29 protein-coding genes are annotated in these 26,998 nt (G+C 60.4%); 13 read left to right on the forward strand and 16 right to left on the reverse strand.

All coding sequences use genetic code 11. The annotated features are described in order from the left end of the window. Position 1: 1 nt before the first annotated feature. From JTP94_RS16115 to JTP94_RS16135, 5 genes are read right to left on the reverse strand one after another with little or no spacing between them, the layout of a single operon-like run. Positions 2 to 1,057, reverse strand: a complete 1,056-nt coding sequence (locus JTP94_RS16115) for a ring-opening amidohydrolase (protein ID WP_204851497.1) — start codon at positions 1,055 to 1,057, stop codon at positions 2 to 4. Beyond that, positions 1,057 to 1,770, reverse strand: coding sequence for a cysteine hydrolase family protein (locus JTP94_RS16120; protein ID WP_204851498.1), 714 nt, complete (start codon positions 1,768 to 1,770; stop codon positions 1,057 to 1,059). Before JTP94_RS16120 ends, JTP94_RS16115 begins: the two co-directional genes overlap by 1 nt. An 11-nt stretch (positions 1,771 to 1,781) precedes the next feature. Then, positions 1,782 to 2,708, reverse strand: coding sequence for an ABC transporter permease (locus tag JTP94_RS16125; RefSeq protein ID WP_034507099.1), 927 nt, complete (start codon positions 2,706 to 2,708; stop codon positions 1,782 to 1,784). Then, complete coding sequence (locus JTP94_RS16130; RefSeq protein WP_204851499.1) at positions 2,708 to 3,838, reverse strand: ABC transporter permease; 1,131 nt, start codon at positions 3,836 to 3,838, stop codon at positions 2,708 to 2,710. The genes JTP94_RS16125 and JTP94_RS16130 overlap by 1 nt, the downstream gene beginning before the upstream one ends. A gap of 19 nt (positions 3,839 to 3,857) precedes the next feature. Beyond that, complete coding sequence (locus tag JTP94_RS16135) at positions 3,858 to 4,985, reverse strand: BMP family ABC transporter substrate-binding protein (RefSeq protein WP_204851500.1); 1,128 nt, start codon at positions 4,983 to 4,985, stop codon at positions 3,858 to 3,860. 339 nt (positions 4,986 to 5,324) lie between these two features. On the opposite strand from JTP94_RS16135, the gene JTP94_RS16140 reads away from it, so the two are divergent. Further along, a complete protein-coding gene (locus tag JTP94_RS16140) occupies positions 5,325 to 5,996 on the forward strand; it encodes a GntR family transcriptional regulator (protein ID WP_204851501.1) in 672 nt (223 codons plus the stop codon). Between the two features lie 463 nt (positions 5,997 to 6,459). Continuing rightward, complete coding sequence (locus JTP94_RS16145) at positions 6,460 to 7,305, forward strand: AraC family transcriptional regulator (RefSeq protein ID WP_312038178.1); 846 nt, start codon at positions 6,460 to 6,462, stop codon at positions 7,303 to 7,305. Positions 7,306 to 7,622: 317 nt separating this feature from the next. Here the strand turns inward: JTP94_RS16145 and JTP94_RS16150 are convergent, their stop codons facing one another. Continuing rightward, positions 7,623 to 8,246 (reverse strand): ABATE domain-containing protein, encoded by a 624-nt coding sequence (locus JTP94_RS16150; RefSeq protein ID WP_204851503.1) that lies wholly within the window; start codon positions 8,244 to 8,246, stop codon positions 7,623 to 7,625. Between the two features lie 165 nt (positions 8,247 to 8,411). Between JTP94_RS16150 and JTP94_RS16155 the strand changes: the two genes are divergently transcribed. The 3 genes from JTP94_RS16155 to JTP94_RS16165 all read left to right on the forward strand — a co-directional run bounded on the left by JTP94_RS16155 (position 8,412) and on the right by JTP94_RS16165 (position 10,871). After that, positions 8,412 to 9,122, forward strand: a complete 711-nt coding sequence (locus JTP94_RS16155) for an alpha/beta fold hydrolase (RefSeq protein ID WP_210384170.1) — start codon at positions 8,412 to 8,414, stop codon at positions 9,120 to 9,122. A 57-nt stretch (positions 9,123 to 9,179) separates the two neighbouring features. Further along, positions 9,180 to 10,022, forward strand: coding sequence for an alpha/beta fold hydrolase (locus tag JTP94_RS16160; RefSeq protein WP_204851504.1), 843 nt, complete (start codon positions 9,180 to 9,182; stop codon positions 10,020 to 10,022). 78 nt (positions 10,023 to 10,100) lie between these two features. Further along, on the forward strand, positions 10,101 to 10,871 hold the full coding sequence (locus JTP94_RS16165; RefSeq protein ID WP_204851505.1) for an SDR family oxidoreductase: 771 nt from the start codon (positions 10,101 to 10,103) through the stop codon (positions 10,869 to 10,871). 19 nt (positions 10,872 to 10,890) lie between these two features. On the opposite strand, the gene JTP94_RS16170 is transcribed toward JTP94_RS16165, so the two are convergent. From JTP94_RS16170 to JTP94_RS16180, 3 genes are all read right to left on the reverse strand, one after another. After that, positions 10,891 to 11,784: a hypothetical protein gene (locus JTP94_RS16170; protein ID WP_204851506.1), complete on the reverse strand. Its 894-nt coding sequence runs from the start codon at positions 11,782 to 11,784 to the stop codon at positions 10,891 to 10,893. Between the two features lie 156 nt (positions 11,785 to 11,940). Beyond that, a complete protein-coding gene (locus JTP94_RS16175; RefSeq protein WP_204851507.1) occupies positions 11,941 to 12,972 on the reverse strand; it encodes an aldo/keto reductase in 1,032 nt (343 codons plus the stop codon). 77 nt (positions 12,973 to 13,049) lie between these two features. Then, entirely contained in the window at positions 13,050 to 13,799 is a 750-nt protein-coding gene (locus JTP94_RS16180; RefSeq protein WP_204851508.1) for an SDR family oxidoreductase, read from the reverse strand. Between the two features lie 120 nt (positions 13,800 to 13,919). Here JTP94_RS16180 and JTP94_RS16185 point away from each other — a divergent pair, with 120 nt between their 5' ends. Further along, on the forward strand, positions 13,920 to 14,546 hold the full coding sequence (locus JTP94_RS16185; RefSeq protein WP_204851509.1) for a TetR/AcrR family transcriptional regulator: 627 nt from the start codon (positions 13,920 to 13,922) through the stop codon (positions 14,544 to 14,546). Between the two features lie 213 nt (positions 14,547 to 14,759). Beyond that, positions 14,760 to 15,401, forward strand: a complete 642-nt coding sequence (locus JTP94_RS16190; RefSeq protein WP_204851510.1) for a dihydrofolate reductase family protein — start codon at positions 14,760 to 14,762, stop codon at positions 15,399 to 15,401. Between the two features lie 127 nt (positions 15,402 to 15,528). Here the strand turns inward: JTP94_RS16190 and JTP94_RS16195 are convergent, their stop codons facing one another. Continuing rightward, complete coding sequence (locus JTP94_RS16195) at positions 15,529 to 16,326, reverse strand: SDR family oxidoreductase (RefSeq protein WP_204851511.1); 798 nt, start codon at positions 16,324 to 16,326, stop codon at positions 15,529 to 15,531. 123 nt (positions 16,327 to 16,449) lie between these two features. Between JTP94_RS16195 and JTP94_RS16200 the strand changes: the two genes are divergently transcribed. From JTP94_RS16200 to JTP94_RS16210, 3 genes are all read left to right on the forward strand, one after another. Beyond that, positions 16,450 to 17,412, forward strand: coding sequence for a GlxA family transcriptional regulator (locus JTP94_RS16200; RefSeq protein ID WP_204851512.1), 963 nt, complete (start codon positions 16,450 to 16,452; stop codon positions 17,410 to 17,412). Positions 17,413 to 17,606: 194 nt separating this feature from the next. Then, a complete protein-coding gene (locus JTP94_RS16205) occupies positions 17,607 to 18,701 on the forward strand; it encodes a diguanylate cyclase (RefSeq protein WP_204851513.1) in 1,095 nt (364 codons plus the stop codon). A 260-nt stretch (positions 18,702 to 18,961) separates the two neighbouring features. After that, positions 18,962 to 19,222, forward strand: coding sequence for a DUF1344 domain-containing protein (locus JTP94_RS16210; RefSeq protein ID WP_204851514.1), 261 nt, complete (start codon positions 18,962 to 18,964; stop codon positions 19,220 to 19,222). A gap of 21 nt (positions 19,223 to 19,243) precedes the next feature. On the opposite strand, the gene JTP94_RS16215 is transcribed toward JTP94_RS16210, so the two are convergent. Continuing rightward, positions 19,244 to 20,602 carry an ATP-binding protein gene (locus JTP94_RS16215; protein WP_204851515.1) on the reverse strand — a complete coding sequence of 453 codons (1,359 nt, stop codon included), beginning with the start codon at positions 20,600 to 20,602 and terminating at the stop codon, positions 19,244 to 19,246. Further along, positions 20,589 to 21,266: a winged helix-turn-helix domain-containing protein gene (locus tag JTP94_RS16220; RefSeq protein WP_204851516.1), complete on the reverse strand. Its 678-nt coding sequence runs from the start codon at positions 21,264 to 21,266 to the stop codon at positions 20,589 to 20,591. Before JTP94_RS16220 ends, JTP94_RS16215 begins: the two co-directional genes overlap by 14 nt. 262 nt (positions 21,267 to 21,528) lie before the next feature. Here JTP94_RS16220 and JTP94_RS16225 point away from each other — a divergent pair, with 262 nt between their 5' ends. The 3 genes from JTP94_RS16225 (at position 21,529) to JTP94_RS16235 (ending at position 24,245) form a co-directional block, all read left to right on the forward strand. Beyond that, on the forward strand, positions 21,529 to 21,798 hold the full coding sequence (locus tag JTP94_RS16225) for a hypothetical protein (protein WP_204851517.1): 270 nt from the start codon (positions 21,529 to 21,531) through the stop codon (positions 21,796 to 21,798). Positions 21,799 to 21,822: 24 nt separating this feature from the next. Further along, positions 21,823 to 22,602: a hypothetical protein gene (locus tag JTP94_RS16230; protein WP_204851518.1), complete on the forward strand. Its 780-nt coding sequence runs from the start codon at positions 21,823 to 21,825 to the stop codon at positions 22,600 to 22,602. Positions 22,603 to 22,985: 383 nt separating this feature from the next. Beyond that, complete coding sequence (locus JTP94_RS16235; protein WP_204851519.1) at positions 22,986 to 24,245, forward strand: multidrug effflux MFS transporter; 1,260 nt, start codon at positions 22,986 to 22,988, stop codon at positions 24,243 to 24,245. Between the two features lie 17 nt (positions 24,246 to 24,262). Here JTP94_RS16235 and JTP94_RS16240 read toward each other — a convergent pair whose 3' ends face one another. Genes JTP94_RS16240 through JTP94_RS16255 form a run of 4 tightly spaced genes read right to left on the reverse strand, consistent with a single transcriptional unit; the run spans position 24,263 to position 26,948 of the window. Further along, positions 24,263 to 25,537 carry an MFS transporter gene (locus tag JTP94_RS16240; protein ID WP_204851520.1) on the reverse strand — a complete coding sequence of 425 codons (1,275 nt, stop codon included), beginning with the start codon at positions 25,535 to 25,537 and terminating at the stop codon, positions 24,263 to 24,265. Further along, positions 25,534 to 25,863 carry a hypothetical protein gene (locus JTP94_RS16245; RefSeq protein ID WP_204851521.1) on the reverse strand — a complete coding sequence of 110 codons (330 nt, stop codon included), beginning with the start codon at positions 25,861 to 25,863 and terminating at the stop codon, positions 25,534 to 25,536. Before JTP94_RS16245 ends, JTP94_RS16240 begins: the two co-directional genes overlap by 4 nt. Position 25,864: 1 nt before the next feature. Beyond that, complete coding sequence (locus JTP94_RS16250; protein WP_204851522.1) at positions 25,865 to 26,431, reverse strand: isochorismatase family protein; 567 nt, start codon at positions 26,429 to 26,431, stop codon at positions 25,865 to 25,867. A 58-nt stretch (positions 26,432 to 26,489) separates the two neighbouring features. Continuing rightward, positions 26,490 to 26,948 (reverse strand): MarR family winged helix-turn-helix transcriptional regulator, encoded by a 459-nt coding sequence (locus JTP94_RS16255; RefSeq protein WP_204851523.1) that lies wholly within the window; start codon positions 26,946 to 26,948, stop codon positions 26,490 to 26,492. Positions 26,949 to 26,998 lie beyond the last annotated feature (50 nt).

Here is a 26,998-nt window from a genome sequence, read left to right on the forward strand (position 1 = left end):
TTCAATCCTCCTTTTCGACGATGATGGCGACGGGCCCGCCGCCGGCCGGCCCCTGATGTTCGGCGCCGCCCGAGACGTAGAGATCAGTGATGCCGAAGACGCCGGCGAGAACCCCGCCGACAAAGGCTCGCGCATGGCGTGTGCCCGAGATATCGGAATCATCGAGCATGGTATGACGCTTGCCGCCGACCTTGCCGGAGGGATCGGGCTCCGCCTTGGCAAGAACGGCGGCGAGGCGGCTTGGCTGTGGCAGACGCCGGAAGGCTTCACGTACGGACGTCGCGTCTATGGCGTCACGCATGAGGGTGTGGTCGATTTCAAGCGGTCCAGACCATCTGTCGCTCATACCGAGCACTATGATTTCATGATCGGTCAGCTCGACGCCGGCCGAGCTGGAGGCGCAATGCGAGAAGAGTTCGTAACGGCTGCAGATATCGGCATCGGCGATCTCTTGCGCATCCACTTCGCCAAGGGCAACGGCAACGCCGAGTGCAGAGGCACCGCGCGACAAGCCCATGGATTTCAATGTGTCGCGGGTGGCGAGCGAGTTGCCCTCGGCTTCCGCTTCGGTGATGCGGTGCAGCGTTAGTAGTGGGCATTTGATCTGGACAAAATGCGCATCCCTCGGATCATCAATGCCGGCATCGCGCATCGCCTTGCGCACACCGTCCGCGACAAGCAACACCTGTTCGCGCCGACCGAGATGGTGAGGTGGTAAATGCGGGGTACGGGCAACACCGATCGCAAGCGCGCGGCCGGCCACGGCATCGACCATTTCACGAGTGAAGACTGTCCAGTGCGGGGAAAGCGCGCCTTCCGTGCCACCCGACATGACAAGCGAGACACCTTCGACGCCGTGTTTTTGAAACAGGGCTTCAAAGCTGCGGGTGGCGTAGCCGCGGGTGAAGTCGTTGACGCAGCCATTGCCCTCGGTCTTCCCGAGCACGGCGACAACATTCTTCGCGGACACGCCGTCGGCAAAAAGTGCATCGAGGCCGGAGACATCGTCCGGTCCGTCGGCGGCGATACGATAGACGTGGGCACGCATTGACGGCATCAGGGCAGGGCCTCAACCAGAGCCGCGGAATTGGAGACGGAGCCGAAGACGCCACCCTGCATCTTCACCATCTTGATGGCGGCCAGGTGATTGCCGTAGTCGGTTGCGCCACAGCAGTCTTCCAAGAGCAGGCATTCGAAGCCGCGGTCGTTGGCTTCGCGCATGGTGGTATGAACGCAGACGTCGGTGGTGATGCCGGTCAGGATGATGTTTTCGATGCGCTTCTGATTGAGGATGAGTTCCAGATCGGTGGCGCAGAAGGAGCCCTTGCCCGGCTTGTCGATGATCGTCTCGCCCTCGATCGGCTTCAGCTCATCGATGATATCCCAGCCCGGCTCGCCACGCACGAGGATGCGGCCGCAAGGGCCGGGATCGCCGATGCCGGCATTGATGCGCTGCGACCGCCACCGCTTGTTGGCGGGAAGGTCGGCAAGATCCGGGCGGTGGCCCTCGCGGGTGTGGATGATGTGATAGCCCTTGGCGCGCATGGCGGCCAGGACCGTCTTGATCGGCTCGATCGGGGCGCGCACCAGCGACAGATCGTAGCCCATGTGGTCGACATAGCCGCCCGGCCCGCAGAAATCCGTCTGCATGTCGATGATGATGAGGGCGGTATTGTCAGGTCGCAAGGCGCCGTTATAGGGCCAGACATAGGGGTCGGCATCGATATAGGACAGCGTTTGGCCTGCGGAGGCGGTCGCGGGATGGTTCATGGCTGATCTCCCTATTTGGTGAGCGAGAGTGCGCCGGGAGCGCCGGCAAGCGCGCGCGTGGGCGAGGAAGTGATGATCATGATGACAAGCGTGAGCACGTAGGGAGCGGCGTAGAAGAGATAATATCCCTGGGTCACGCCGACCGATTGCAGGGCCGGGCCGAGTGCGCCTGCACCGCCGAAGAGAAGTGCCGCCACGAAGCAGCCGATCGGGTTCCAGCGGGCGAAAATCACCAGCGCCACGGCCATCAGGCCCTGGCCCGAGGAGATGCGCTCGTTCCAGGAGCCCGGATAGTAGAGCGAGAGATAGGCGCCGCCGATCGCCGCCAGCGAACCGCCGACGGCCGTTGCCAGCAGCCGGACGCGGTCGGGATTGATGCCCATGGCGCGCGCCGCATCCGTGCTGTCGCCGACGACGCGCAGCACGAGGCCGATCCTGGTATTCTTCAGCGCCCACCACAAGATGACGGCAAGTGCTGCCCCGAGAATGAAGAGGATATTGATGTTGAGCGCGGCCTGTACCGGCGGCAGGCTCGACCAGAGGCCGAAGGGGATCGCCGGCAGGTGCGGCGCAACGGGCTGGATGAAAGGCTTGCCGAGAAAGAAGGCAAGGCCGAGGCCGAACTGCATCATCGCTATGCCGATGGCGATGTCGTTGACCTTCGGCCATTTGCATATCCAGCCGTGCACTGCGCCGAAGACCGCGCCCGTCGCCATGGCAGCCAGAACGCCGAGCCAGGCCGAACCGCTGAGGACCGCGATGGCATAGGCGGTCATGGCGCCGAAGACGAGCGTGCCTTCGAGCCCGAGATTGATACGACCGGAACGCTCGGTGATCGTCTCGCCGAGGCTGACGAAGATGAAGGGGGTCGACACGCGGATTGCGCCGGCGAAGATGGCAAGGGGCACGCCCCAAAGACCGATGGCAGTGTCGTCCATCATGCGCTCCTTTTCCAGAGGTCGGGATTGAAGATCTTGAAACGGCCGTAGAAGGTTTCGCAAAAGAGAATAACGATGAAGAGCGTGCCCTGCAGGACCAGAACGGTTGCGTCGGGCAGGCCCATGCGGCGCTGGATGAGCCCGCCGGAGGCATCGATGCCGCCGAGCAGAAAGGCGACCGGGATGATCGCCAGCGGATTGTGCCGGGCGAGGAAGGCAACGAGGATGCCGGTGTAGCCGTAGCCGGCGGCGAGCGACGCATTGGCGCTGCCCTGGACGGCGGCGACTTCGATCATGCCGGCCAGACCCGCGAAGCCGCCGGCGATCGCCGTGAAGCCGGCGATGAGACGGCCGACGGGCAAGCCCTGGATCTGAGCGGCCCGGACATTGCCGCCGGCGATGCGCGCGGCAAATCCGTAGCTGGTCATCTCGATGAGGATCCAGGAGACGATGCAGGCGACGATACCGATGACGAGACCCCAATGCACGTCCATGCCGGGGATCTTGCCGAGCATATAGTCGTGCGGTAGTGGCGTCGTGGAGGGTTTGTTGAGGCTTGCCGGATCGCGCAACGGCCCTTCGACGAACTGGTTCATCAGGGCGATGGCGATGTAGGCGAGCAAAAGCGACGAAATGGTTTCGTTGACGCCGCGATAGTGGCGCAGGAAGCCGGCGAGGCCGATCCAGATGCCGCCGATCACCATGCCGGCAAATGCCATGAGGATGAGAACGATGATAGGTGGCCAGAGGCCGGCAATCGGCAGTGCGATCGCCGCCGCTGCCACGCCGCCGAGCACGACTGCGCCTTCGCCGCCGATGATGACGAGGCCGAGCCGCGCCGGCAGCGCGACGCAGAGTGCTGTGAGCAGCAGGGGAGAGGCGCGGCTCAGGCTGTTCTGGATGGAAAACCAGCTGCCGAAGCCGCCGGTATATATGAAGCGATAGAGGTCGGCCGGCGATTTGCCGACCGAAAGGATGAAGAGGGAGAAGAGCGCAGTGCCCGCCAGAATGGCGCCGAGCGTGATTGCCACCGGCTCGGCTTTTCGCGCGAGCCACTCGAGCGCCGGGCGCAGGAGTGCCTGCCTTTCGGCCGGAATGGACAGGGTGTGGTCGTCAATTTCTGCCGTCATGACGCTTCTCCCCTTGTGATCAGGCGGTCGATCCGACGACACCCTCGACCAGATAGCTCATGCTCTCGAGCTCGATCGCATCTTCGGCGTAGCTCTTGTCCGCCGTGATGACGACATTGCCCTTGTTGTCCTTGAGGGCGCCCTTGAAGACCGAGAAGCTGCCGGCCATCATCTGGGCGAGCGTCGCCTCGAATTTCTTGCGGGATTCATCGGAAACGCCGGGGCCGAGCGGGCTCATCTTGACGAAGCCGTCTTTCAGGCCGCCGCGCACGAAATTGCCGAGCTTTTCGCCGGCCTGAGCCTTCTTGACGAAATCCGAATAGACATTGCCCCAGGCCCATTCGGCGCCGGTCAGGTATTTGGCTGGCGCAAGCAGGCTCTGATTTGCATGATAGCCGCAGACGAAAGCGCCACGGCCGGCGGTGGTCTCGACCACTACCTTCGGACTATCGACATGGCAGGTGATGACATCCGCACCCTGGTCGATGAGCGCATTGGTGGCCTCGGCTTCCTTGACGGCCAGCGACCATTCGCCCGTGAAGATCACCTGGCAGGTGATGGCGGGATCGACCGAGCGGGCGCCGAGGAGGAACGCGTTGATGTTCTGCAGAACCTGCGGGATGGGCTTGGCGGCGACGAAGCCGATCTTCTTGCTCTTGGTCGCATAGCCGGCCGCGACGCCGTTCAGATACTGGCCCTGGAAGATGTAGCCGAAATAGGAGCCGGTATTCGCCGGGTGCTTGCCGGCCTGCCAGAGGCCGCCGCAATGGCGGAACTGCACGTCCGGATATTTGGCCGCCATGGCGAGCATATGCGGATCGAAATAGCCGAAGGAGGTCGGAAACAGCAGCGCCGCCCCATCGAGATTGATCATCGATTCCATCGTCTTCTGGACGTCGACGGTCTCGGGAACGTTTTCTTCCTCGGCGACCGTCACCCCGGGGAGCTTCTTGACGGCGGCCGCGCCCTCGGCATGGGACTGGTTATAGCCATAGTCGTCCTTGGGTCCGACGTAGATGAAGCCGACGGTGAGCGCGCTCTGGGCAAAGGCGCGGGAGGACAGGAGGCCCGGGACGGTGCTGACGAGGGCGCCGGCTGCGGAGGTACGGAGAAAATTGCGGCGATTCATGGAAAGGAGGCTGGTCATGGGCATGCTCCTTGGGGCGGAAGCCGGTTCGTAAAAAAGAGTTACGAGAAAGTGTATGCAATCACCGTGCCAGATTATAAAGCATTGATTTTAATTGTATAAATTGCGAAGCGAAAACAGCGTGCAGAAAGTGTATGCACATTTATGCCGTAAAATTGGCTTTATGAAGAGTATTGCTCCTTTTTTAATCTTTAGAGAGAGATGCTAAACCGTCGCCCCGTTTTTAAATCGACGTATCGGGGATAAATACCATTTGAAAACATAGATTTAATTCAACAATTGACTTTGAAGGTCGCTGGCATAAATCTGTATGCAAGATTGAAAGGCAGATTCGTCCCCTTGAAGCAGGTCAAGCGCAGAGAAGTGATCAGAGCCGGAACGACCGTCGAGCAGATGGTGCGTTCCATTGCGGACATGATTGTAACGGGCGTGCTTCTGCCGGGGGAGAAGCTCGACGAAATATCGTTGGCGGGCCGTTTCGAGGTGTCGCGCACGCCGGTGCGGGAAGCCTTGCGGGAGCTTGGCGCCATGGGCCTGGTCGGACGGGAGCCGAACCGTAGCGCCGTGGTAACGAATGTCAGCGGCACCTATCTGCATTCGATGTTCGAGGCGATGGCGGAGCTCGAGGCGATCTGTGCGCGCCTGTCTGCCGAGCGAATGACGGTTGATGAGCGCCGCACACTGGAGCTCGACCATCGCGCGTCGGCACGGCTCGTGCGCACCGGCGCGGAGGAGGACTACGCCACCTACAATACCGAGTTCCATAGCCAGCTCTATCGCGGCGCTCACAACGATCATATTTTCGAGCTGGTAACGCAGACCCGCGCCAGGCTGGCTCCTTTCCGCCGCGCCCAGTTTCGTTTGCCGGGCCGCCTTGCCAAGTCCTTCAGCGAGCATGATGTCATCGTAACCGCAATCATGCGCGCGGATGCTGTCGCTGCCAGCCAGGCGGCTTATTCGCATGTCGCCATCGTCAGCGACGCCAGCATCGTCTTTGCCGGAGACCAATAGCTTCTCCGCGACCCGGCCGCGCATGCGGTCACAGTCCGCTATACCTCACCGTTTGGTCGCCCAATTGATGTGATGGGCCTGCTGCGCCGGTTGTCTCTGGTCGAGCGATCAGTCGCGACGTCGCATCTTCGGGATTGAATGTTGACAGATCTCAACCATAGCACGAGTAAATTGGGCGCAGAGTGTATCATTCTCGTGCCACATAGCTGCGTATCGCAGCGATCGACGAAGATCATCGTTGCGGCCTGCCCTGAAACAGCGTCCAATATCTTCCACGTTCGGGTCGAGCCGCTCTGACACGGATATGTCCGCTCTACGCCTCTAATGGAGGGATCAAGATTTTTCGATGATAAAGCCACCTGCAGGCAGGCGCGCATTGGGAGCGAAGCCACCCGCAATGTCAGCAAATCTCCCGGCCTTCGAACATATTGTGACGAACGCGAACGAGACCTTCCTGTGGCGTGTGGACGATTATCCCTGGGAGCGAAACGTCTGGAACTATCATCCCGAAATCGAAATTCATCTTTTGCGCAACGCGAGCGGGATGACATTTGTCGGGGATCATATCGGGGAGTTCTATCCCGGGTGCCTTACGGTCATCGGTCCCAACCTCCCGCATGATTGGGTGACCGCGACCGAACCGGGAGAAACTATCAAAGGCCGTGATGTGGTGATCCAGTTCGATCCGGCGCGCATCAAGGCGATTGCCAACACCGTGCCGGAATTCACGCATCTTGATAATTTCTTCCATCGCTCGGAGCGAGGACTGGTCTTTCTTGGCGAAACAAGACGAAGAGGAGTTGAGCTTATCGAAGCCATGGGCGGGCTCACGGGCTTTGCGCGCTTCTCACTCTTTATTCAGCTTCTGGAATTGCTGTCCTCTTCCGATGAGTTCGAAGTGCTGTCATCTCCACAGTTCGCTCCGAAGCTGGACGTCGAGAGACGTGATATTATTCAGAGGTCTCTAATTTATATTTTCAAGCATCTCGCGACCGATCTGCATCTCTCCGAGATTGCGGAACAGGCCGGTATGAGCGAGAGCACTTTCTCGCGCTTTTTCAAGAAGAATACCGGCAACAGTTTCACCGATCACGTCAACAAGCTGCGCATCTGGCAGGCGTGCAAGCTGCTTGCGGAAACCGACATGCCGATTACCGATGTCTGTTTCGAGGTTGGATATCTCAACATCTCGAACTTCAACCGGACATTCCTTCGCCAGCACAAGATGACGCCCTCTGCATATCGCAGGCTGACCAGCCATCGCAGGACATCGCGCATGCTCGAGGCGCAACCAACTAAATTGCATTAAAGTATAGATTTGGCGCATGAGGCACGCTAGTTCGTCGCAGGAAGGCCCCTTAATACTGCCATCCGCGATTGAGGTCGCGTGGGAGCCGCAAACGTAGGGATCGGGACATCCGAGGGCCGATGTCGTCTTCGAAGCCAGCGGCAGCCCCAAGGCCTATGAGGGGATCTTCGATATCGTGCGGCCGGCCGAGATCTACGAGAAGCCGCGCATCTCGTTTATCGCGGGCTTCATCGGCACGCCGAACATGAATTTCATCGATGTGACTGTTCATCTCGGCCAGGAGGGTTGGGTCCTTCGCGCAACCGGCTCTTCGCCGCCTATTGCCCCTGCTTCAGCCGATGGCGATGCGCCGTCTGTTTGGCACGGTTGCCGCACATGGCCATGCTGCACCAGCGCCTGCGGTGGCCGCGCGTATGGTCAGCGAAGAGCAGGGTGCATGCGTGGCCCTCGCAGGCCTTCACGTCTGAAAAATCCTCCGTGCAGACGAAGCGCCCGAGCGCTTCGCCGATCGGCAGGAGCAACGCCTCCGGCGAGCGCCACTTGCGCATCGACTGAAAATCAAGGCCGCCGCCGTCGCCCGGCTGTTTTGCCACGATCCGGTTGAAGCCTTCGTCACGCTCCAGCAAGCGGTTCAGCGGCTCCAGTTCGTCCAGCGCTGCGGCTGTCAGCGGCCGCCCCTTGTGTGTGCGCACGAAGGTTCTGAACCATTCACGCAGGCTCCTTGCCTGATCGGCGATCTTGTCGAGTTCGCCCGGCAGAGCTTGGCTGCGGATCACCTCCAGCGTCTCGCGCGGCACCAGGCCCGCCTGCTCCAGCCAGCGAAGCAGGCCTTCGCCGTCCTCGATCCAGTCGATCGGGGCATCGAGGGGCGTCGCCACCGAATTCAGAAAATCCAGCCCCAGCGTGTCACCGACGAAAATGGCGGGAGAGTGGTTGTCCATCGCAGCTCCTGTTTCGGTGGCCGAGCGTGGACGCCAGGCTGCCTCTCGAAAACATGAATAGCGTATAACCTGTTAAAGGGCTCTTGACAAGTTACTCATGTCGAGAGTAACCGTATTGTAGCAGTTTAAATGGTTACTCACTTTCAGGTCACAGGGAGAAGGCTAATGTCACCGCAGAAGATATCCTCGCAGACTATCGATATTGTCCTCGTCCACGGAGCGTGGGGTGATGGTTCGGGTTGGGCGAAGGTCATTGCGCCGCTTGCAGCCGATGGTCTTTCGGTGACTGCCGCCCCGCTGCCGCTGACCTCGTTTGCTGACGATATCGCCGCCTTGGAGCGCGCCTTGGAGCGTGTGACGGGTCCGGTCGTTCTGGTCGGCCACGCCTATGCCGGAGCGGTCATCGCCAGCGTGCGGAGCGAGAAGATCAAGGCGCTGGTCTATGTTGCCGCGCTCGCGCCGGATGAGGGCGAGACGGTTGCCGATGTGTTCTATCGCGGCGAGCCTCATCCGCAGGCGCCGAAGCTGGCGCCCGACAGCCACGGGCTGATCTATCTTCCCCATGAGGCCTTTGCGGCAGCCTATGCCCAGAATGCGGGCGACGAGGAACTGGCAGTTCTCGCCGCCGCCCAGCGGCCGATATCGCCCGCCTGTATTACCGTTCCTGTGCCGCGCCAGCTCTGGAAGGACCGCCCGGCTTGGTTCCTGATCGCCGAAGAGGATCGGATGATCAGCGCTGCCAATCAGCACTTCATGGCGGAGCGCATGCAGGCCGCGCAGCGCTCGTTTCCTGTGGATCATACGCCGATGACGACGGCACCCGAGACTGTCATCGAGATCATTCGCGAGGCTGCCGCCGCCGTGGTCGGCGCATGAATACGGTTGAAGTAACCAGTAAAAACCGAATTTAAAGGTTAATGGAAGGACCTTATCATGACCAATATCAGCTATCTCACCGTCATTGTTGACGGCGTCAAAGTCTTTTATCGCGAGGCGGGTTCGCCTGGTGCGCCGAAGCTCCTGCTGCTGCACGGCTTCCCGAGTTCCGGCCACATGTTCCGCGATCTCATCCCCCTGCTCGCTGATCGCTACCACATCATCGCGCCGGACCTACCGGGCTTCGGCCAGTCCGACCTGCCGGGACGTGGCCACAGCTTCGACAGCATCGCCGAGACGATCGACCGCTTCACCGAGATCGTCGGTTTCGATCGCTATGCCGTCTATGTCTTCGATTACGGCGCGCCGACCGGTTTCCGGCTGGCGGTAAAGCATCCGGAGCGGATTACGGCGATCATCTCGCAAAACGGCAATGCCTATGAAGAGGGCCTGAGCGAAGGCTGGAGCCCGATCCAGGCCTATTGGCGAGATGCGTCGGAAGAAAATCGCAATGCGCTGAAGCCTTTCCTGGAACCGGAATCGATAGCGTGGCAATACACGCATGGTGCCCCGGATACCGCCAAGATCTCTCCGGATGGCCATTCACTCGATAGTTTCTATATGGCGCGGCCGGGCGCGGTGGATGTGCAGCTCGATCTCTTCGGTGACTACAAGAGCAACGTGGCACTCTATCCGACCTTCCAGACCTATTTCCGCACCCACAAGCCGCGCTTCCTGGCGGTCTGGGGCAAGAACGATCCGTTCTTCCTGCCGCCTGGAGCGGAAGCCTTCCGCCGGGATATTCCAGACGCCGTCATCAAGTTCTTCGACACCGGCCACTTCGCGCTCGAAACCCATGCGGCGGAGATTGCCGCCGCAATCCGCGATTTCCTCGGCTGAGATCTGAACGACACCCCGCCGGCGCATTGCCGGCGGGTGATCGTGCGCGTCCAGCCGTCGTTTATAGGGAGCAATGACATGTCTGATTCAGTCGCCATCATCACGGGTGCCAGCCAAGGCATTGGCCAGGCAACCGCCGTCCGCCTCGCGAGAGACTTTTTCGTCCTGGTGCTTGTCGCGCGCAGCAAGGCCAATCTTGAGGAGACGGCCAAAGCCGTCGAGGCGGCCGGCGCCAGAACGCTCATCATCGATGCCGATCTTGCCGAGCCAGCCGCCGCGCAGGCCGTGGTCGATCAGGCGCTTGCCGCCTTCGGCCGGATCGACGCGTTGCTCAATATCGCCGGCGCCGTGCCGCAGATCGATCTTTTCGACATGACGGACCGGCAATGGGACGACGGCATGGCGCTAAAGCTGCACGGTGCGCGCAGACTCACCATTGCCGCCTGGCCGGCGCTGAAGGAGGCCAAGGGTTCGGTCGTGCTGATGTCGGGCAATTCGGCCGTCTTTCCCAAGGCGCCCTACGCGGCGGTCGGCACGATCAACGCCGCCATTATCGCCCTGGCAAAGGCCTTCTCCGACCGCGGCATCGTCGATGGCGTTCAGGTCAACAGCGTTCTGCCCGGCCCCGTCATGACCGGCCGGCGCCGGTCCTATCTCGAACACTGGGCGCCTTTGCACGATATGACCGTCGAGGAGGCAACCGCCAGGTTTCCGCAGGAGGCGGGCATCGCTCGCTATGGCGAGCCGGAAGAGATTGCCGAACTGATGGCCTTCCTGGTCTCGCCGGCCGCGCGTTGGATGACCGGTTCGACCTTGCGCATGGATGGCGGCGAGGTGAAGTCTGTCTAAAGAACGATGACGCTTGGCGTCAGCGTGCCTCGTAGCTGACCGAAATCTTCGCACTTGCCAACGCGGTCTGCGCCAATTGCGTGGCGTCGAGACTGAGCGAGCCGATTTGCAGGGGCTTGTCGAAGGCGAGATCGAGGGTAAAGAAGCCCGTCGGATGCGGCAGATCCTGCACGAAGCGGAGCAGGGCTTTTTTCGATTCCGCATCGATCTGGCTGTCCGGAAGGATCTGTAGTGCCGCTACGGCGTTGCCGCGCAATTGGTTGATACCCTGCTCGGGATCGTCCGAGCCCGTCAGCTGCTGTTGAAATGCGGCAAGCGACGGGATGGCCATTCCCTCGAACAGTCCTTGATTGTCGAGCCGGAAGCGCAGATGCGTCAGGCCGACCGAGCCGCCTTGAGTCAATGCCTGCACATTCGTGTCTTTGGGCAGGGTGAGCTCAGCCGATAGCGACGCTTTGCCGAGGCGTAGATTGGTGAGCTCCAACTCCTGAATGTCCAGATAGCCGTCCTTGGGGTCAAAGCGAAATGCCCCCGAAATGTCCATCGGCCATTGCTGGGCCGCGGAGATGTAGTTGGCAAGCGCATTGTCCAACAGCGGTGTAAAGCGCATGCCTTCGACGGAGAATCGTCCCCAGGTGGGAACATGGTCGGGCTTGCTGGCGATGGTCTTGAGGAAAGCGACAAGGTTGTCGCCCTTCAGTTCCGCGCGATCGAAAGTCCATCCTATTCTGTTGCCGGACTTGAAAAGTCCGTTTGTCACCGCGCAGCCATCGTGCAGTTCGGAGACGGCAAAGCCATCTCTATGCTGGATGACTGCGCTGCCTTCTACAAGCTCGGCACATGGGGTTCCGGCGGCAGCAGTGGAAAGAGGGGCGAAAGAGAAGAGGAGAGGCAACAGAAGGAAGGGGCGCATCTTTACGGTTCTCTGATTGAGGAGATCGGCAAATACAAAGTCGCGCCATGTTCTCGGCCGTGTCGCTTATGTCAAGCGATGTGGCTTCCGTCAGATGATATTCCTCCGGCCGGCAGCCGTGTCCTGAGGTTCCAGGACACGGCGTCTTTGCCTTGCCTATGCGGCGGCGCGATCGGTCATTGATCTGCGGCGCAACGCAGCCTTCAAAATCGCCGGCGGATTGTAGTTCGCCTCAAGCGGCCCGATATCGGTGCCGGGCGGAACGATCGCGTCGATCTGATCGAGGATCTCGTCGGTCAGTCGGACCTCGGAGGCCGCGAGCAGATCGTCGAAGTGCTCCATCTTGCGCGGCCCGATGATTGCGGATGTGACGCCCGGATGTGCCATCACGAAAGCCAAGGCCATATGCGCCAGCGGCAGCCCTGCTTCCTGGGCCAGGGGAATAAGCTGCTCGATCGCGTCCAGCCTGCGTTCGTCGGACATCTGCTTCGGAAAACGTCTGGCGCGTCCGCTATCGGGCTGTGGTTCACCCTTGCGGTAGCGGCCGGTGAGCATGCCCATCGCCAGTGGGCTCCAGACCATCGCACCCATTCCGTAGCGCTCGCAGGCAGGCAGCACCTCGCGTTCGATGCCGCGGTTCAGGATCGAATAGGGCGGCTGTTCGGTGCGGAAGCGCGCCAACCCGCGCCGTTCCGCGACCCACTGCGCTTCGATGATCTCCGAAACCGGGAACGTCGACGAGCCGATGGCGCGCACCTTCCCCGCCCGCATCAGGTCGGTGAGGGCGGAAAGGGTTTCCTCGATGTCGGTATTCGGTGCCGGCCGATGGATCTGGAAGAGATCGATATGGTCGGTCTGCAACCGGCGCAGGGAGTCGTCCACAGCGCGCACCAACCAGCGCCGCGAATTGCCCTGCTGGTTGGGGTCGTCGCCCATCGGGATATGCGCCTTGGTGGCCAGCACGACATTGTCGCGCCTGCCTTTGAGCGCCTTGCCCACGATCTCCTCCGATTCACCCCGGCTATACGCATCGGCGGTGTCGATGAAGTTGATGCCTGCATCCAATGCCTTGTGGATGATCCGGATGCCCTCGTCGTGATCGGGATTGCCGGCGCGGCCAAACATCATCGCGCCCAAGCAATAGGGGCTGACTTTGATGCCGGTTTTTCCCAGCGTGCGATATTGCATGGTCTATTCCTTCTTCTGTTCAGTGATCGGGGCCAGTGCCCACTTGCTGCGTTAGATTTCCCGTGCTTGAGCGTGCATCACCACGGGAGCGGGCCGTCCGCGCTCGTGAACGTGCCCGTCGGACCGTTCACGTCGAGGGCGACGCGCACGGGGTTGCGGGCACCCTGTTCGACCGTCTCGATGCCCTCGAAATTGTTGAGGGCCGTGGCGGTGAAACCCGGGCTCGCGGCATTGACCTTGATGTTTGTCGACTCGAGTTCGATTGCGAAGGAAAGCGTGACCGCGTTGAGGGCTGTCTTCGAGGCGGCGTAAACGACGCCGAACCCCGAGCGATATGGAAAGTTCGGATCCGCGTTCAACGTCAGCGAGCCGACGCCGCTCGTTACGTTGACGATGCGTCCCGCCGGCGCTTCGCGCAGGAATGGAAGCATCGCCTGCGTAACGGCAATGACACCGAACACATTCGTCTCGAAAACAGCGCGCACCTCGTCGAGTGACGCAACGCTCGCACGGCTCGACTGCAGCATATCGGCGAGCGATCTGCCCGGCTTTCCCGCATGCGAGATGGCCGCGTTGTTGACAAGCAGGTCGAGACGGTTGAACTCGATGCGTATGCGCTCCGCTGCTGCGGCGATGGAGGCCTGATCGGTGACGTCGAGCTGGAGGGCACGGGCATCCGCTCCGATGCCGTTCGCAGCTTCTTCTCCACGCTCGAGGTTTCGCGACCCGACGAGCACGGTGTAGCCGTTAGCCGCAAGTTCCCTGGCGATTTCAAGACCGATCCCTTGGTTGGCCCCGGTGATCAGGGCGACGGGTTTGTCCTGCATAATCATTCTCCTTTGGCGCAACGATCTGTGGCAAGCGCCGCCGCCCTGTGTTAAAAAGATAAACGGAACGCTATTCCGGTTTATACGGAACAATGTTCCGTTTAGCAAATGGAAAAATGCATGAGCGATAAAATCGACGAGCGGGATGATGTCTTGGAGCCGGTGAGCTCGACAGATCGGCGCGTACGCGCCGACGCCCAGCGCAACCTCGACGGGCTGCTACGGGCGGCCATGGCAGTGTTCGCGACCTCCGGAGTGGATGCTCCGGTGCGGGAAATCGCAAAGACGGCCGGCGTCGGCGTCGGCACGGTCTATCGCCACTTTCCGCAGCGATCCGACCTCATCAAGGCGGTCTTGCGTCGCGAGATCGATGCTTGCGCGGACGCGGCATCCGTGTTGGCCGGAGAGCACGATCCCGGCGAAGCGCTGGCGCGGTGGATGCAGCGCTTTGTCGACTTCATCTCAGCCAAGCGTGGATTGGCAGCTGCACTTCATTCCGGCGATCCGGCCTACGAAGCCTTGCCGGCCTATTTCGACAAGCGGCTCCGTCCAGCGCTGGAATCATTGCTGGATGCCGCCGCTGCGGCGGGCGAAATACGTTCCGGGGTTGAGCCGAATGACCTCTTGCATGCGGTCGCGCGGCTCTGCACGCCAGCCCATAATGTCGGGCCTGATCACGCGCGGCGGATGGTAGCGCTCCTCATCGATGGCCTGCGTTACGGAGCGAGCGTGAACGACCGTAAGTGAGGCGCCGCGTGTTTACCGTGCGTCATGTGTTGAGCAAGCACTGCAGCGGTTCCTATGCTCTTCCGAGCAACGGCTTTGATGTCGAAAACATCAGAAACGAGGAGGGTATCCGAAGTTCCGAAAAACTGTCTCAATAATAAAACCGGTTGTGTTATGATATCAGATATGCCACACCGTAACCAGTTCTAAAAAAGCAATCAGATGGAGGACGTCATGAGCAAGGTGCGAGTTGCAGCATTTTCCCTCTCCGTTGATGGTTTCGGTGCGGGACCTGAGCAGAGTCTCAACGATCCGCTGGGCAAACGCGGAATGGAGCTCCATAGCTGGTTTTTGCGCACGCGCACGTTCCAGCAGATGTTCGGGAAGGAAGAGGGCTCGACCGATGTGGACGATGACTATGCCGCGCGGGGAATGGCCAATTTCGGCGCCTTCATACTTGGCCGAAACATGTTTGGCCCGATCCGCGGCGAATGGCCGGATGATGGCTGGAAGGGATGGTGGGGAAACAATCCTCCATACCATACCCCGACTTACATCCTGACGCATTATCCTCGGCCATCCATCGAGATGGAGGGTGGCACGACGTTCCATTTCATCACTGGCGGCATTGAAGAGGCGCTTGTGCAAGCAAAAGCTGCTGCCGGTGGCAGGGATGTGAAGATCGGCGGCGGCGTCAGCACAGTGCGCCAATATCTGAATGCCGGTCTGATTGACGAGGTCCATTTCGCGATCTCGCCAGTCGTGCTTGGCAAGGGTGAGGCGATGTTCGAGGGAATTGACCTGCCTGCTCTCGGCTTCCGCGTGAGCGAGCATGTCGCAACTGCTCATGCGACCCATGTCGTCCTGACCAAATAGGCAGTCCAGGTTGGCACGGAAATCCAGATGCCAACCTGTCCAGTTCATTCAGAAGGAGTGAGCCCGGTATTGAAGCGCCATGGTGTTATTCGGCGCTTCTCAACGGGCCGCTCCACCCAAGTCAGCCTTATCGGGCTGACCGGTAGCGCTCGGCCTGAACAGCGTTTGAAAGATGCGGCAACATAACCTGTCGTGCGGCTTCCCAGGCATCGTATTCCGCCGCGTCCATCAGTGAAGGAATCGTTGCAAACTCGGCCCGGTCGAGGCCTACAAGCGCGCTGTCGACGAGATCCTCAGTCGACATGACCCACTCGCTCGGCAAGTTGCTGGACGGCAGGCCGGCAACGTCCCAGAATTCCGTCGCCGTTGCGCCGGGCATTACGACCTGCACATGGACGCCGGTGTCTTTGAGTTCCTTGCGCAGGGAGTGGCTGAAGGACAATACGAATGCCTTTGCCCCTCCGTAAACGCCGTTGAGCAATTCCGGCGCAATGGCGACAATGGAGGAGATATTGATAATGGTGCCTTTGCCACGTGCAACGAACCCCGGCACGGCGGCATAGGTCAATCGCATCAGCGCCGTGACGTTGATGTCGATCAACCCCTGCATGTCGTCGATCGATGCCGAGGCGAGCGGGGCGGCGCTGCCGAAGCCGGCATTGTTGACGAGGTGGGTGATCGTACCGTCCGTTTTCAGGGTCGCTTCGACTTGCTCGCGCTGAGCGCCATCGGTCAGATCGGCGACGATCGTACGAACCTTTACCCCGTACTGGCGGGTAAGCCTGTCGGCGACGGCGTCGAGCTTTTGCGTGTTGCGTGCGACGAGGATGAGATCGTGGCCGCGTGCTGCAAATCTGTCGGCATAGACGGCGCCGATGCCGGACGATGCGCCGGTGATGAGAACGGTTCCATGGGAGGTGGTCATTGTACTGTCCTTGTCCTGTTTCGAAGGGTTTCTGTTTTGAAGAATGACAGGATGATAACGCTGGACGGCAATGTCTCAAATGTCATATAACCAGCAAAAGCAGACAAACGTTTGGAGATGCGCATGAGACAGATCGGCTTCATCATGGAAGATGGGTTTCAAGTGATGGGGATGGCGGCGCTGACGGCATTCGAATTTGCCAATGCCGATCTCGGCCACGAAGCCTATCGGTTGAGCGTCATGTCGGAGAAGGGGGGTACGATCCGTTCTTCACTCGGTATAGGGATCGAGACACACGCGCTGGACGGCTTTCCCGACACGCTCATAGTGATCGGGGAAATGGTGCCTCGTCCCATCACCGCGGCTCTTCGGAATTACATTGCGGCTGCGGGCCGGGAGTCGCGACGTGTCGCCGGCGTATGTACCGGCGCTTTCCTTCTGGCGGAGGCCGGCCTTCTCGACGGCAGGGCAGCCACCACGCACTGGATACATGCCCGTACTCTCCAGGAGCGCTTCCCCTCGATCAAGGTGGATGAGGACCGGATCTTCATCGCCGATGGCAATATCTGGACCTCGGCCGGCATGAGCTCCGCCATCGATCTGACACTGGCACTGATCGAAGACGACCACGGGGCAGAGCTTGCCCGCGCGATCGCCCGAAAACTGGTTGTTTATCATCGGCGTCCCGGCGGGCAGTCGCAGTTCTCGGCCCTGCTGGAGCTGGAGCCGCGCTCGGATCGGGTTCGTCGTGCCCTGGTCCATGCCAAGGAGCATCTCCGCAATCCCCTGACGGTCGAGGAACTGGCCGAGGCGGCGAGCCTCAGCGCGCGTCAGTTCAGCCGCATCTTTCGCGAGGAAACCGGCCAGTCGCCCGCCAAGGCCGTCGAACGGCTGAGGCTGGAGGCGGCCAAGATCATGCTGGAAGAAGGCCGTCACTCCATGGATATCGTGGCGCGCGATACTGGTTTTGCCGATCGCGACCGCATGCGTCGAGCATTCCTTCGCTTCTTTGGCCAACCGCCGCAGAGCCTGCGGCGTAGCCTCAGGCTGATCGAAGGCGAGGAGGAGCTATCACTTCCCGGCTGATTGCCGTCGAGGTGGCCATGTCGTTGAAGTTGCGATTTGTTCTGAAGCACAGCCGCGGTCGCCGTGCATTCCATGGCCCATGCGAATCCACCGCTGAAACTAATGTCAGGAGGAAGTGAACGCGAAGCTTGACCACCGTGCCAGACCGGAAACATAGATAGCGGGCAAGTCAGTTTTGGCTGGAAATCAATATTGTGGAAATCGAATCCCATTTTGCCTCTTTCGTGCGTGTCCTGGGCCAAGTGGCCGTCATTGTCTATGCCTTTTCCTGGGTCATCCGGACGGTCGAACGCGGCGTTTTGAAATCCGTCGCTGTCGGGCTGCTGTTTGGCGTGGGCGGCATCCTGTCGATGAGCGATCCCATTCGTTGGATGCCTGGCGTCTTTCAGGACGGCCGCTCGGTTCTGCTCGTTCTTACGCCGATCTATGGCGGTCCGATCGGTACTGTGGTGGCGGTGATCATGATGGCCTTGTTTCGTTTCGCAGCCGGCGGTATCGGAGCCGTCGGCGGCGTGGCGGGCATCCTGGCCGTTGCGACCACCGGATATGTCTTGACGCTGCTGCCGCGCCAATGGATCGGGACGGGCTGGAAACGGTCGGCCTTGTTTGGCTTGGCGACCGGTGCATCGCTCATTGTTCTGGCCTTCCTGCCTTCGCCGCTCGCGCATCAGCTCTTCGTTTCGGCGACGCTTCCGGCGATGGCGACCAATTTCCTCGGCGTTCTCCTGCTGTCGGATCTGCTTGAGCGGGAGTGGTATCGTATCGGCATTCAACGCGTGCTCGAGAACGAAGCCAGCGTCGATCCGCTGACAAGGCTGCCAAATCGCCGCGTGCTGCAGCGTGAAGGCGATCGCTGCAGCAGGGAAGCGGGAACCCGGCGCATTCCCTTTTCGATCATCATGCTCGATATCGATCACTTCAAGAAGATCAACGACAGCTGGGGGCATTCCTTTGGCGACACGGTCCTTGCCCGAGTGGCGGACGTGATACGGCAGACCGTGCGAAAGACCGATATCGCTGCCCGCTACGGCGGCGAGGAGATTGTCGTCCTTTTGCCGAACACCGACACAAGGGCTGCTGCTGCCGTTGCCGAAAAGATCCGCACGGATATCGAAACGACGGTTCTGACGTTCGATAACAATACTATCAATGTCACCGTAAGCATCGGCGTTGCGTGTTCAGATGAACCCGCCACCGACTTCAAACATGTCCTGGAGGCTGCCGACAAGGCGCTTTATCGCGCGAAGGCCGGCGGGAGAAATCGTGTGGAGCAGGCGAATGCCGCGTGACGGCGATCGGCAAGGGACGACTGGACGCCGCTCGTGGGGATCACGAAGCCGCATGAGATGATGCGGTCGCTCGCGTTCACGACCCATCCCTAAACTATCTTCATTGTGGTGTTTACCCGCTGCTCGCCCGAAGGGCGTGCAGCGACGCCGCAACCATGCCAATCCGTAAGGTTTCGGCAAAGTGGGTGGCAGGATTGGACGATAGGGTCATATCGGCTCGCAGGAGCCGTAAACCCATGTCCATGACGAAGGAGCAAAGCATGTTCAGAAAGTTAGTTGCGATCGGTATCGTCTCTGTTGCCGGATTGGCGGCAGGGGCCGCATTGGCCCGCGACGAGACGGGAACGATCACCAACGTCGATGCCAAGGCGGATCAGATCACCCTGTCCACGGGCACGACCATCAATCTGCCCGAAAACATCGAAGTTGAAACCTTCAAGGTCGGCGAGCGCGTTTCGGTGAAATACACCGTGCAGAAATCCGGCCTCGCTCTTGCCTCGCAGGTCCATCCGGCCAAATAGGGCGGAAGCGGCGAGCGATTCTCAGACCCTGGGAAAAGAAAGGCAGGCCTGGAGCCCAGGCCTGCCGTCCTCAAGCGCAATGGGCGTCGAATGCAGATCTGCGATCGCCTTTACCAGGCTCAATCCCAATCCGCTTCCGGGTGTCGTGCGGCTCTTGTCGAGACGGTAGAGGCGCCTGAATACCAGTTCGCGTTCGTCGACCGGGATACCCGGCCCATTGTCAGAGACGCAGGCGCGGTAGCATCGACCCGCCGTGGCGAGCGTCATCAGGATGCTGGTTCCGGCCGGGCAATGCGTGATCGCGTTCTCGACAAGGTTGACGAAGAGCTGGGTCAGCAGCTCGCGGTCGCCATGGACGATACATGGCCCTGATGCCAGCGGCTTGTATTCCAGTTTCTGCGCGTTGTCGTCGGCGACATCAGCGTAGATTTCCGCGACCGAAGACATGATGTTGCACAGATCCACCGCCTTGAAACGTGTCTTCCTGGCTCCCGCTTCGATCTGCGAAATTCGCAGGAGCGCCTCGAACGTGGCATTGATCCTGTCGCTTTCCTCCCGGGCATCGAGAAGCAAGTCTTCGACGCTTTCCGATCGCTCCTGCCGCAGCAACGCGTGCTCGATCGTCATGCGAAGGCGATTGAGCGGCGTCTTGAGATCATGCGCGATATCAGCGCTAACCTGCCGCATGCCCTCCACAAGACCGGAAAGCCGGCCAAGTGCATGGTTCATATGAGTGGATACGACATCGATGTCGTCACCATTTCCGCTAGTCGGGATTCGACACGCAAGATTGCCGGCCGAGACCTCTACCATTGTCTGTTCGATGGATTCCAATCGTCGTTCGGCTCGTCTGGCAAGCCCTGCTCCTCCGACAATCGCCATCGCGACGATGAGGCCGGATGCCCAGAGGAAGCTTGCCAGCACGATGTGCTCGATATTGTCGATCTCGCGATAGCTTTGACCGACGACAAGAGAGTTGCCACCGACCTTGCCGACCATCACTCTCACGGGGTCGTCGCCACCCAGGCCGAAATCCCTCGCCGGAACAGTCGTAAGCCCCGGTTCAATTCGTGATGCTCCAACATTGCCCGCAAGTTTCTCTCCTTTGTCGCTCAACAGAAGAAAGACCTGGTCCTCGGCATTCTTGAGGGATGAATAAGTGTCGACGGCGGCGATGAGATCCTCGAGGTCGTTGGACGAATAGGTCGATGCCACGACGGAGTAGGTGTCGCCGACCGACCGGTCGAGTGCCTGCGCCAGTTCGCGTTGCATGAGCCCGTAGGCGATCACGCCGGTCGCCAGGAAGGCAAGGATAAAGAAAAGCCCGAAGGATAGAGCCAGTCTGAAAGGCGTGCTGCGCAGCAATCTATCGCGGCGCATGCACGCAGTACCCCGTGTTGCGGACGGTATGAAGCAATTGGATCTCGAACGGCTTGTCTATCTTCGCCCGCAGGCGGCTGATATGCGTTTCCACAACGCTCGTCTTCGGGTCGAAATGGAAATCCCAGACCCGTTCGAGCAGCATGGTGCGCGTGAGCACCCTGCCTTCGCCACGCATCAGAACCTCCAGAAGCGTGAATTCCCGCGGCTGAAGATCGATCGGCATACCGCGACGGGTGACCTGCCGTTTGATGACATCGAGCTCGAGGTCCGCGATTTTCAGGATCGTTTTCTGATCCTGCGCAGGCGGACGGCGCGCCAGGGCATTCAGTCGCGCGATGAATTCCGAAAAGGCAAAAGGTTTGGTCAGATAGTCATCGCCGCCTGCCTCGAGCCCTTCGACCCTGTCGTCGACGCCGCTGATCGACGTTAGAAACATCGCCGGGGTCTTGACCTTCGCCGCTCTGGCGGCCTTGACCAGGGAAAGACCATCCAGTCCGGGTATCATGCGATCGACAACGAGAACATCGTAGTGCTCTCTCGTGGCCTGGAACAGCGCATCGGTACCGTCGCGGATCACGTCGCATACATGACCGGCTTCTCCCAGGCCGCGCGAAATGTAGTCGGCGGTCTTTTGATCGTCTTCCACGACGAGAATTTTCATGGTTCGGCAGTGCTCCCTGGACGGCGGTACACGCCAAACATGGCTCACCAAGGTGTCAGCAGCCTGAACGAGTGCTTACAAATCCGTAAGATTGGCTGCGGAGGCAAGGCTGCGAGGCAAGGAAGCGTTTCTTACGAAACCGTATTGTCTGGGCAAAGAGGGCGTATAGGCGCCTCCGTAGAACGGATGGCGCCGACGGCACAGTGGGTGCGGTCGGCCGATCAACCTCGACGGCCATGCAGCCGCAAAATGGAGCCATCCCATGAAGACGTTCAAAGCCGCACCACTTCTCAATCTTTTCGTTCTGGCTGCGCTTGTCACGCTGCCTGTTGCCGCTCACGCCGCAGCGGCCCGTCCGTGTGAGGATGTGCTCAAGGAAATGCGTGCGGCGAAGTCGACCGCAAAGCTCAGCGGTGATGACAAGACCAAAGTCGATGCGCTCGAGGCAAAGGCGATCGAACGCTGCAATGCCGACGACGACAAGCGGGCTGATGGCTTCCTTGAGGACGCGATGAAGCTGATGACGAAGTAATTCCGTTGGTGAGGCAAGAACAAGATGACACAGCAATTTTTAGCAAGCCCGGAGCGGCCGCTGAACAGGGTTCCGCGCGTTACGATTGACTTCTGGCTGATCAAGCTTCTGGCGGTTACGATGGGCGAGACCGCGGCGGATTATCTCACGGTCAATATGGGACTTGGCCTCGCGGTGACATCACTGATCATGGCTGCGGTGCTTGTCGCTTCGCTTGCCCTTCAGTTTCAGCAGGAGCGTTATGTCCCCTGGGTCTATTGGATCGCCGTGGTCCTGATCAGCGTGGTCGGGACGCTCGTCACCGATAATCTCTCCGACAATCTCGGCGTGCCGCTGGAGGCTTCGACGATCGGCTTCAGTATCGCCCTCGCTGCAACCTTCTTCGTCTGGTGGAAGGTGGAGGGAACCCTGTCGATCCACTCGATCTACACCGCGCGGCGCGAAGAATTCTATTGGCTGACCATTCTCCTGACCTTCGCGCTGGGAACTGCGGTGGGCGACCTGATCGCGGAAGTGTTCGGGTTCGGTTACGTAATGACCGGTCTTATCTTTGCCGGGGTGATCGCCGCGATCGCGGTGGCCTATTTCGGCTTCAAGCTCAACGCCATCCTGGGATTCTGGCTGGCTTACATTTTCACGAGGCCGCTCGGAGCCTCCTTGGGGGATTATCTGTCGCAGCCTGCGGAATACGGGGGTCTCGGCTTCGGTACGGTCTATACCAGCGTCCTGTTCCTGATAGCGATCGTTGCGACGGTCATCTACATGATGGCAAGCTACGAGCCGGAAGTATCGGCTGAAGGATAAAGTTGCGGGAGCTAGTGCAGACAATGGGCTGCGAATGAAGTCGAGTGTCCCCCATGGGGAGCGAATCCGATCTGGGCAGAAATGGCACCGATCGGAAGATCGTGTTTCATCAGAGACCGTCATTGCCTGATACGAACGACCGGAAAGGCAGCCACCGTGGATCGTACATTGACGACGTGCGGATTTCTGGTTAGCTGTGGCGTCATGAAGATCGCAATGGTTCTTGTCGTGGTAAGAGGGCGCATGGGCAGGATGGTGTAACCATCCGGCGAAAGCACCCATGCGCGGTAAGCAGGCTCCTGACGGGGCCTTTTTTTATGCCCGCAGTTCGGGCCGCGCCTCGTCAGATTTCACGCTCCTCCACTGACAAGACGGACATAGCCATGACGGGCAATCATTCCATTGAGACTTCGCGCATGCATACCACCGGGGAAACGGATAAGACCCCGGCTGCCGCTCCGCCGCGACTGACGACCCTCATCTTGCTTTCGGCGCTTGCTGTACTGCCGGTAAACATGATCTTGCCGTCGCTGCCGAATATCGCTACTGAGTTCCAGGCGGATCGCTCTCTCGTTAATCTTTCGGTCGCAGGCTATGCGATCGTGACCGCTCTGATAGCGCTCCTCGCAGGCGCGGCGTCCGATCGGTATGGACGCAGACCTGTCGTATTGATCGCGGTCTCCATCTTCATCGTCGCGTCTGTCGGCTGCGCGCTTGCCGGCAATATTGGCGTATTCCTTGTATTTCGGGCGATGCAGGCATCCATCGATGCCTGCTTTTCCATCGCCCTGGTCATCATCCGGGAAACATCGAGCGATCGCAAAGCCGCAAGCAGGTTCGGTTACCTTGCGATGGGCTGGGCGATCGCGCCGATGCTCGGTCCGATGCTGGGTGGATTGCTGGACGAGCTGTTCGGATGGCGGGCGTGCTTCTTCGTTCTGGCGGTCCTCGGCGCGGCTGTCCTTGCATTGTCCATGCGCGACGTAAGGGAAACGGCTACGCGTTCCATGAGACCGCACGGCAACTACCTCGCCGCCTATGGGAAGCTCGCAAGCTCGGCGCGCTTCTGGGCCTATACCGCGTGTATGGCGTGCTCCATGGGGATATTCTATATCTTTCTGGGAGGGGCACCACTGGTTGTCGCCAAAACCCTTGGTGCATCCGGTGCGGAACTTGGGTTTTACATGGGCATGACCCCGGCCGGCTTTATCCTTGGCAGCTATTTGACCGGCCGCCATGCCTCTCGCTACGCGCTGAGCACCACGCTTATCGTCGCACGCCTCTTGACCTGCACGGGGTTGCTGATCGGCTTCGTTCTGTCGATGTTGGGCACGACGCATGTCCTTGCATTCTTTGGGCCTTGCATGTTCATCGGCATAGGCAACGGCCTGACCATGCCCGCGGCCAACGCCAGCGTGCTGTCCATACGTGCCGATCTCTCCGGCACCGCCATGGGGCTGGCCACCGCAATGAGGATCGCCGGTGGAGCGCTCATAGCCTCTGTTGCCGGTCTGTTGCTCGATCGTTCGGGCGCAACCCATGTGCTTCTCGGAACAATGCTGGCAACGGCATCGCTCGCATTGCTGGCGGCGCTTTGCGCGGCCGTGATCGAGAGGCGTATAACCAAGCTCGCGTCGGCGTAGATGGCGATCTTTCATCGCTACTGTCGAAAATTTGGCCGATCTGGCGTTGGCTGCATGTCGTCATACGCCCGCTCGCGATGCGCTTGTCGCATCATGGCGTAAAGTCCGACGAGAGCGGCGGCAAAGCCCGAAGCGGCCCCGATGCCGAGCGCCCAGCGGGGGCCGCAATGATCGGCTACCCAGCCGACGATCGGTGCGCCGATCGGCGTACCCCCGAGTGCAATGCTGACGCGCAGCGCCATCACTCTTCCGCGCATGGCGGGCGCTGTTGAAAGCTGCATGAGGCTGTTCGTGGTATTGGTGAAGGTCAGCGCCGCAACGCCGATGACGACGAGAGCGGCGGCAAACGGCCAATAGCCGGGGGCAAACGCTGCCAACGTGCAGCCGATCCCGAAAACGCCGGCGCCGACGGGAAGGCCCTGAAAGCGCAGCTTGTCACGGCCGGCGTTCAGGAGGGCGCCGGTAATCGTTCCGATCGCCATGATCGATGACAGAAGGCCGTATCCCGCAGCATCGGCGTGGAAGATGCCGACCGCCATCGCGGATATGAAGATCGGGAAATTCAGGCCGAAGGTTCCGATCAGAAACAGCATGAGCAACATCGCCCTGAGGTCGGTCCGGCTCCAGACGTAGCGGAGCCCTTCGACGAAGTTTCCCCTGGCGCGGCTCACCCTGGCATTCGAGCGCAATTGGTCGACGCGCAGGAAGGCGAGCGAGGCAAGCACCGCGACGAAGGACACGCCGTTGATCAGGAAGGCCCAGCCGGTGCCGATCGCCGCGATGACAATGCCGGAGATAGCCGGACCGACCATGCGCGCGGCGTTGAAGGAGGTCGAATTGAGCGCAACCGCATTTGGCAGGTCCTCGTCGCCGACGAGTTCGGCGACGAAGGTCTGGCGAACGGGAGCATCGAGGGCAGCCGCGCTGCCGAACAGGAAGGAGAAAATGTAGACGTGCCACAGCTGCACGATGCCGAGGACGGTCAGAGCGCCGAGCGCCAGGGAGAGGCCGCCCATCGTGGCCTGGGTGGCGATGAGCAGCTTGCGCTGGTTGAAATGATCCGCCGCATATCCCGTCCAGGGCAACAGCAGGAGCTGCGGTGCGAACTGCAGCGCCATGACGGTGCCGACGGCCGAGGCATCGTGATGGGTGAGTTCTGCAAAAACCAGCCAATCCTGCGCGGTGCGCTGAACCCAGGTGCCGATATTCGAGACCAGCGAGCCCGCAGCCCAGACGCGATAGTTAAAATGCCGCATCGACCGGAAGGTGGCGGCAAACGGGCTCTTCTTCATGGACGGCTGGGCGTATTGCCGCCGTTGAAACGACCAAAATGCCACGCCATCATCACTGCGAGCAGGAAGGCGCCCACGCCAGCAGCGGCGGCATCTCCCGCATCAGCGAGTGCGAAATCGCCGACATGGACGAGGAGCAGATAGGCAATGACAAGATTGAAGAAGCCCCAGACCACGTTCGTGGTCGAGGACGAGTGTCCTTCTCCCCTCGGTTTGGCGAAAGGGGTTTGGAACGGCTTGCCCATGACGCCGCTGACGACGTGCGGCACAGCGTTCATCAGGAAAGCGCCGCCGAAGAAATAGGATATGAGATGAGAGATCGACATATTATTCGCTCCGGCTTGCAAGCAGTTGCATGACGTCATGGGCAGTGCCGGTCTCGCCGAGCCGCGGGAAGATCTGGTTGATGCTGTATTCGTGCGCCTCGGCGCGCGCGTCCGTCACGGCGTCGATGGCAAGTGTCACATTGAAGCCCTGCTCGTAGGCCTGTCGAGCTGTTGACTCGACGCCCGTGCCGGTCGCGACGCCGGTGATGACGACCTGTGTGACGCCCAGCGACTTCAACTGCTCATCCAGATCGGTATTGGCAAAGGCCCCCCATGTCCGCTTTGTCACGACGATGTCATCGGGCTGTCGATCGATCTGCGGAATGAAATCGGTGAAGTCCTCGGAAAGGACGCTCGCATGTCGTCGTTGCTGTTCCGTGCGGCCGGGCGCCACGCCGGCAACATTAACGAGCACGATGGGAAGCCGATGCTTGCGGAATGCGCCGATCAGCTCGACCGTCCGGTCCACGACCGGGCCGATGGGATGGATGAAGGGCGAGCCGATGATGCCCTTCTGGAGATCGACAACGATAAGGGCGGTCTTTGCGTCAAGCGCGGTCAGCGCCATGGGATTTCCTTTTTCGGATTGTTCGCAGATTTTGGGGGAGGAGCGTTGATGTCAATTGTCAGTCGTCGACGAGACGCCGCAGCAGCTCAAGGGATGCCTGGAGTTGTTCTTGCTCCTCCCGGGAAAGTCGCGCTTCGATCGTGCGATGCAGCCAATCCTGCCGCGCGGCACGGCCCTCCTGAATCATTCGAAGGCAGGTGTCGGTGAGCGACAAGATGGTTTGTCGTCCGTCCGCCGGGTCCGGTACGCCATGAACTAGCCCGGCCGCCTCCAGCGCACTGATGACCGCGCCCATCGACTGTGGCCGCATGCCTTCGGCGCGCGCGAGGTTAGATGTCGTCGCTGGACCGTCCTTATCGAGGCGCAGAAGCACAGATATCTGCGTCGGCGTCAGGTCTCCGACATCAGCCTGTTCGCGCAGCCGGCGCTTGAGCTTGCTCGCAATGCCCCGGAGATCCTGTGCGAGGGCAGCGGCAACCGCCATGTGAGGTTTGTCCGATTGATCAACCATACGCATCCCATACCATATAGGAAGGTAAACTGTAAAGATTATCTTCTAAGATAGAC

This window comes from Martinezella lusitana, from assembly GCF_016901135.1.
Classification (GTDB): Bacteria; Pseudomonadota; Alphaproteobacteria; order Rhizobiales; family Rhizobiaceae; genus Rhizobium; species Rhizobium lusitanum_D.

Coding starts and splice junctions, on each gene's coding strand:
- JTP94_RS16170 (WP_204851506.1), bottom strand. CDS start 11,784: ATGCGCCCCTTCCTTCTGTTGCCTCTCCTCTTCTCTTTCGCCCCTCTT.
- JTP94_RS16215 (WP_204851515.1), bottom strand. CDS start 20,602: ATGCGCCGCGATAGATTGCTGCGCAGCACGCCTTTCAGACTGGCTCTA.
- JTP94_RS16165 (WP_204851505.1), top strand. CDS start 10,101: ATGTCTGATTCAGTCGCCATCATCACGGGTGCCAGCCAAGGCATTGGC.
- JTP94_RS16245 (WP_204851521.1), bottom strand. CDS start 25,863: ATGTCGATCTCTCATCTCATATCCTATTTCTTCGGCGGCGCTTTCCTG.
- JTP94_RS16200 (WP_204851512.1), top strand. CDS start 16,450: ATGAGACAGATCGGCTTCATCATGGAAGATGGGTTTCAAGTGATGGGG.
- JTP94_RS16210 (WP_204851514.1), top strand. CDS start 18,962: ATGTTCAGAAAGTTAGTTGCGATCGGTATCGTCTCTGTTGCCGGATTG.
- JTP94_RS16175 (WP_204851507.1), bottom strand. CDS start 12,972: ATGCAATATCGCACGCTGGGAAAAACCGGCATCAAAGTCAGCCCCTAT.
- JTP94_RS16240 (WP_204851520.1), bottom strand. CDS start 25,537: ATGAAGAAGAGCCCGTTTGCCGCCACCTTCCGGTCGATGCGGCATTTT.
- JTP94_RS16235 (WP_204851519.1), top strand. CDS start 22,986: ATGACGGGCAATCATTCCATTGAGACTTCGCGCATGCATACCACCGGG.
- JTP94_RS16120 (WP_204851498.1), bottom strand. CDS start 1,770: ATGAACCATCCCGCGACCGCCTCCGCAGGCCAAACGCTGTCCTATATC.
- JTP94_RS16220 (WP_204851516.1), bottom strand. CDS start 21,266: ATGAAAATTCTCGTCGTGGAAGACGATCAAAAGACCGCCGACTACATT.
- JTP94_RS16115 (WP_204851497.1), bottom strand. CDS start 1,057: ATGCCGTCAATGCGTGCCCACGTCTATCGTATCGCCGCCGACGGACCG.
- JTP94_RS16135 (WP_204851500.1), bottom strand. CDS start 4,985: ATGACCAGCCTCCTTTCCATGAATCGCCGCAATTTTCTCCGTACCTCC.
- JTP94_RS16180 (WP_204851508.1), bottom strand. CDS start 13,799: ATGCAGGACAAACCCGTCGCCCTGATCACCGGGGCCAACCAAGGGATC.
- JTP94_RS16160 (WP_204851504.1), top strand. CDS start 9,180: ATGACCAATATCAGCTATCTCACCGTCATTGTTGACGGCGTCAAAGTC.
- JTP94_RS16250 (WP_204851522.1), bottom strand. CDS start 26,431: ATGGCGCTGACCGCGCTTGACGCAAAGACCGCCCTTATCGTTGTCGAT.
- JTP94_RS16185 (WP_204851509.1), top strand. CDS start 13,920: ATGAGCGATAAAATCGACGAGCGGGATGATGTCTTGGAGCCGGTGAGC.
- JTP94_RS16190 (WP_204851510.1), top strand. CDS start 14,760: ATGAGCAAGGTGCGAGTTGCAGCATTTTCCCTCTCCGTTGATGGTTTC.
- JTP94_RS16150 (WP_204851503.1), bottom strand. CDS start 8,246: ATGGACAACCACTCTCCCGCCATTTTCGTCGGTGACACGCTGGGGCTG.
- JTP94_RS16125 (WP_034507099.1), bottom strand. CDS start 2,708: ATGGACGACACTGCCATCGGTCTTTGGGGCGTGCCCCTTGCCATCTTC.
- JTP94_RS16155 (WP_210384170.1), top strand. CDS start 8,412: ATGTCACCGCAGAAGATATCCTCGCAGACTATCGATATTGTCCTCGTC.
- JTP94_RS16130 (WP_204851499.1), bottom strand. CDS start 3,838: ATGACGGCAGAAATTGACGACCACACCCTGTCCATTCCGGCCGAAAGG.
- JTP94_RS16225 (WP_204851517.1), top strand. CDS start 21,529: ATGAAGACGTTCAAAGCCGCACCACTTCTCAATCTTTTCGTTCTGGCT.
- JTP94_RS16255 (WP_204851523.1), bottom strand. CDS start 26,948: ATGCGTATGGTTGATCAATCGGACAAACCTCACATGGCGGTTGCCGCT.
- JTP94_RS16195 (WP_204851511.1), bottom strand. CDS start 16,326: ATGACCACCTCCCATGGAACCGTTCTCATCACCGGCGCATCGTCCGGC.
- JTP94_RS16230 (WP_204851518.1), top strand. CDS start 21,823: ATGACACAGCAATTTTTAGCAAGCCCGGAGCGGCCGCTGAACAGGGTT.